Source organism: Mesorhizobium sp. M7A.F.Ca.ET.027.02.1.1, from assembly GCF_004022985.1.
GTDB lineage: Bacteria > Pseudomonadota > Alphaproteobacteria > Rhizobiales > Rhizobiaceae > Mesorhizobium.
Genome location: NZ_RZOL01000480.1, coordinates 1 through 4,296, shown reverse-complemented (window position 1 = coordinate 4,296; position 4,296 = coordinate 1). Strand labels below are relative to the sequence as shown.

At 63.2% G+C, this 4,296-nt stretch carries 6 protein-coding genes; 3 read left to right on the top strand and 3 right to left on the bottom strand.

Annotation, left to right across the window (positions count from 1 at the left end; genetic code table 11):
- Positions 1-382 (top strand): OpgC domain-containing protein (gene opgC / locus EN749_RS31700; RefSeq protein WP_189367830.1); only part of this gene is annotated, 382 nt, incomplete at its 5' end.
- Positions 383-384: 2 nt separating this feature from the next.
- Here the strand turns inward: opgC and EN749_RS31695 are convergent.
- Positions 385-1,464: a substrate-binding domain-containing protein gene (locus EN749_RS31695; protein WP_127329911.1), complete on the bottom strand. Its 1,080-nt coding sequence runs from the start codon at positions 1,462-1,464 to the stop codon at positions 385-387.
- Between the two features lie 155 nt (positions 1,465-1,619).
- On the opposite strand from EN749_RS31695, the gene EN749_RS31690 reads away from it, so the two are divergent.
- On the top strand, positions 1,620-1,763 hold the full coding sequence (locus EN749_RS31690) for a hypothetical protein (protein ID WP_126068772.1): 144 nt from the start codon (positions 1,620-1,622) through the stop codon (positions 1,761-1,763).
- Between the two features lie 245 nt (positions 1,764-2,008).
- Here the strand turns inward: EN749_RS31690 and EN749_RS31680 are convergent, their stop codons facing one another.
- Together EN749_RS31680 and EN749_RS31675 are read right to left on the bottom strand one after the other, a co-directional pair.
- Positions 2,009-2,383, bottom strand: coding sequence for a DUF423 domain-containing protein (locus EN749_RS31680; RefSeq protein WP_127272732.1), 375 nt, complete (start codon positions 2,381-2,383; stop codon positions 2,009-2,011).
- A gap of 38 nt (positions 2,384-2,421) precedes the next feature.
- The gene (locus EN749_RS31675) at positions 2,422-3,684 is read right to left on the bottom strand and encodes a multidrug efflux MFS transporter (RefSeq protein WP_128364638.1); all 1,263 of its coding nucleotides are present in this window, start codon (positions 3,682-3,684) and stop codon (positions 2,422-2,424) included.
- Between the two features lie 180 nt (positions 3,685-3,864).
- Here EN749_RS31675 and EN749_RS31670 point away from each other — a divergent pair.
- Positions 3,865-4,296, top strand: a 432-nt coding sequence (locus tag EN749_RS31670; RefSeq protein WP_145991080.1) for a GntR family transcriptional regulator, incomplete at its 3' end; no start/stop codon positions are given.

Sequence of the window (4,296 nt, the reverse complement as noted above, 5' to 3'; positions counted from 1 at the left end):
GTTGCTGTCGCTGCCGATGCTGCTGCATATATTGGCGGTGAGCTACCTGATCGTGGCATTCCCGGCGGTCTCGAACCTGTTTCGCACCGGACGCGATCATCCGCTTGTCATATTGGGCAAACGATCGCTGCCGGTTTTCATTGCCGGCACGGTGCTTGCAATGGCGGCGCAAGTGCTGAAGCTGATCAATCCGGGCGGATTTGCCTATGACAGCCTGTTGATATCGGCCGGCATCGTCATGCAGTTCGCGCTCGCCTACTATCTCGAATGGCTATCGGGCCTTGGCTGGTCCGGCAAAAGCAGGCCGGCTCACAACGCCGCACCGCCCGTCCATGCTGCATCCTTCGCGATGCCGGCCATGGCGACAAGAATGGGCCGTTGAGCTCAGGCGGGCGAGGGGCCGGATGAGGCTCGCACCACGAGTTGGACCGGCAGCGATTGCCGGCTGAACGAACCGTCATTTTCAAGGATCGCCTTGACGGCAAGGCGGCCCATCTCGGCGATCGGCTGGACGATCGTGGTCAGCGGCGGCTTGGAAACCGCCCCCTCCGGAACACCGTCGAAGCCGACGACCGAAACATCGCCCGGCACCGCAATGTCGTGCTGCCGCAGCCAGTCCAGCGCATGGAGCGCCATCCTGTCGGACATCGCCAGAATGGCTGTCGGCGTCTCGGCACCGGCGAAAATATGGTCGAGGCCGGCCCAAACGCTCTTCTCGTCATTGACGGTTTCGTAGATAGGCACCCGCGAGACGTCGACGCCGACCCGGGAGAGTTCAGCGAAATAGCCACGCAAGCGGTCGCGCGTAGCGGAGTAGAGGGCCATTTCCACCTGCTCCCTTGTGGTAGGGCCGAAGCCTGCGTCGGCACAGGGCAGGGTAAGCACGGCAAAGCGGCGATGTCCGAGTTCGGTCAGGTGGCGGGCGGCCAGGCCAGCCCCGGCAATGTTGTCGACGCCGATCGCCGCGACGGCGTCGTCGTCGTCCGAATCGAGATCGAGCGCGACAAAAGGGAGTTTGCGTTCACGCGCCAGTTCGACCAGCCTTGAACCGCCATCGACGCAAAAGACGATGAAACCGTCGACCAACGCACTCTGTATGTTCCAGGCAAGCTGTTCGTTGTTGGCTGCGGAGACCAGCGAAATCCCCGCACCGGTCGCGTCGCAGGCCTGCGAGATGCTGGCCATCATCACCCGGGCAAAGGGGTCGTCGAAGAAATAGGAGAGGGGTTCCGCGGTCGCGACACCGATGGCATTGACCTTGCCGGCGCGCAGCAGCCGGCCCTTGGGATCCGGTCCGCCATATCCCATGGCCTCGGCTGCCGCCTTGACCCGCTCGCGGACCTCCTCGCGCACGATGTCCGGCCGGGCGAACACGTTGGACGCGGTGCCGTGCGACACGCCGGCCGCCTTGGCAATGTCCGCCAGACGGACCGGTCTTGTCTTTGCAGAGGTCAATGGCGCCATCTTCGTCTCCTGGATTCCTTCCATCTAACACTTTCGTTGGATCGGTTCAAATTTTGACTTGATCACAGTCTCGGCAAGGCGTATGTTTGAATCGATCCAAGCGAACGGTGGTTCTCTAGATTGGATCGATTCAACATATTTAGGGGAGTTATGCCATGCATCCCGTCAATTTTCTGTTCGAAGATATTTACCGCAACGACTGGAGCATCTCGTCGAACACCACGACGCAGAAGCGCCGTGGCAAAGCCAGCCCATGGGTTCGCGAGTTGCGGTTCCTTGTGGAGCGCAAGCGGAGCTGATCGGGGTCGGTTTTTCGCGTCTGTCGATTGGATCGATTCAAAGACTAAAAGGAGCGCACATCATGCATCCCGTCAGCTATCTGTTCGAAGACATCTACCGCAACTATTGGGGCATCGCGCCGGCCTCCAAGAGGCCGGAACGGCATTGGTTGGCGAAGCTGCGGCGACGCATCGCGAATTGCTCATCAAGCCCGAGCGCCGGCAGGACTAGCAGCCCACGCTTTTACATTTGGCGCGGGCAGGCGTCAGGAACGCATGCGCACCAGCGCCGAGGCGGCGATCGCCAGCCAGCCGGTAATGAGTAGCGTGCCGCCGATCGGCGCCGACAGCGGGAACAGCCGCGACCCGATGAAATCGCGGGCCAGCAGATCGCCGCAGAACAGCAGAAGCCCAACCAGCAGGATCAGGCTGCCGATGCGCAGCATCCGGTTCGCCCCAAGCAATCCGGCGGCGAGGAAGACCGGCGCATGCATCAGCAGGAAGGATGCGGCGGTGCCGACGAAGGCGCCGCCCAGATGCGCCGCCGCGGCCGACAGCGCCACGCCGGCGGCGCCGCACAGGCCGCCGGCCAGGACGAGGATACGGCCGCTGTTGTCGGAAGGTCGTTCGGCCGTGCTCATGTCCATGGCTCCGTGATATCAGGGGATGCCCAATCCCGTCAGGACTTGCCGGCTTTGGCGAGCATGTCCTGCTCGCGGCGCGACTGTGCCAGCCAGTTATACACCGCGCCCCCGGCCATCAAGACGGATGTGCCCAGAAACACCGAGCGCATGCCGAAATGGCCACCGGCAAAGCCGCCGAGCAGGGGACCGGCGACCTGCCCGACATACTGGGCGGAAATCGACAACCCGAGCACATTGCCGCCGACCCCATCGGGAATATTGTGGCGGATCACGCTGGTGATGCAGGGCAAGAGCCCGCCCAGCGCCAGGCCCATCAGGAAACGCAGGCCGATGAGTTGCCAGCTTTGCGTGACGAAGGCCTGCGGGATCAGCAGCAGTGCCGAGACGGCAAGCGCGCCGATGATGACGTTCCAGTGGCCGACGCGGTCGGCGAGTTTGCCGAGGCGCGAAGCCGACAGGATGGCGCCAAGGGCCGCCGCCGACATGACGACGCCTGATATCAGCGTGACGCGGCTCTGATCCTCGATGAGTTGCTGCACATAGACGGTGATGATCGGCTCGATCGACATGGTGGCGAAGCTCAACAGCATGCCGGTCGCCAGCATGGCGACGACAGGCCGCTTGTCGGGGATTTGTGCCCAGCCGCCTTTCTGCTTCTGCTTCGACGCGGCGTCTGCTGTTTTCGGCCGGGGATTCTCCTTGATCAGAAACGTGGTCGCCAGGAACGCCAGGAAGATGACGCCGCCGGAGAGGAGAAAGGTGGCGCGGATGCCGATCAGCGGCGGCAGGGCGCCGCCCACCAGTGGGCCGACCAGAGCCCCACCCGTGATGCCGGCCGACAGCAGGCCCAGCGCCCAGCCGGAGCGTTCCTTCGGCGTCTGCATGGCAACGAGGATGGTCGATCCCGAGGAATAGCCACCGGCAAACCCGATCAGCAGCCGCAGCAGCACCAGTTGCCAGACCGTCTGCACCATGCCGGTCAGCGACATGCATATGGCCATGCCGAAGCTGGCGCGAACCAGCATCACCTTGCGGCCGTAGCGGTCGCCGAGACGTCCCCAGAGCGGCGCCACCAGCGCCGCCGCGAAGAACGTCGCGCCATAGGCAATCCCCGACCATTGCACGACCGCCGCGTGGCCCTCGGCGCCGAGCTGCTCGATATAGAGCGGCAGGAACGGCAAAAGCAGCGTCATGGCGACAAGCGTCGAAAACGATCCGGCAACGCACACGAACAGATTGCGCCGCCAGTGGATGTTGTAGGTGCTGTCGGTCGCCGGGGGCGTGTTCTGCTGCTGCATGTCATATGTCCTGTCCCAGCAACTCTTATCGATGCTTGCTGCGGATACCAATTTGGGATACCAAGATGGTGCCCCTGATGGACGCAAGCTTGACCGCTGTCAATGCGACCGTCTCAAACGTGATCGGAAAAGGCGGCCGGCAAAACGATCGCCAGCAACGATCAGAAAATGGAAACGACAATGTCGCAGATGCAGAGCGTCGAAAAACAGCTTCGGCAAATGATCCTGGGCCTCGAGATCGGTCCCGGCGAGAAGCTGACCGAGCGCTGGATCGAGAGCCGCTTCGGCGCGTCGCGAACCCCGGTCAGGGCAGCACTTCTGCGGCTTGAGACCGAGGGCCTGGTCGGCAGGGACGGACGTGGCTGGACGGTGTCGCCGATCAATCTGGCTGAACTCGAGCAGATCGCCGTCTACAGGGAGGCGGTCGAGGTTGCGGCACTTCGCCTGACATGCGGCCTGGCGGACCGGAGCGCCGTCGATGTCATCGAGGCGATGCTCGAGTCCTGCGACAACGACACGCCGCGCGAGGAATGGCATCGCGTCGGCATGGATTTTCACATCGAACTGGCTCGTCTGTCGGGCAATGAATTCCTGTTCCGGGCGGTGCGCGAT

Coding starts and splice junctions, on each gene's coding strand:
- EN749_RS31695 (WP_127329911.1), bottom strand. CDS start 1,464: ATGGCGCCATTGACCTCTGCAAAGACAAGACCGGTCCGTCTGGCGGAC.
- EN749_RS31690 (WP_126068772.1), top strand. CDS start 1,620: ATGCATCCCGTCAATTTTCTGTTCGAAGATATTTACCGCAACGACTGG.
- EN749_RS31680 (WP_127272732.1), bottom strand. CDS start 2,383: ATGAGCACGGCCGAACGACCTTCCGACAACAGCGGCCGTATCCTCGTC.
- EN749_RS31675 (WP_128364638.1), bottom strand. CDS start 3,684: ATGCAGCAGCAGAACACGCCCCCGGCGACCGACAGCACCTACAACATC.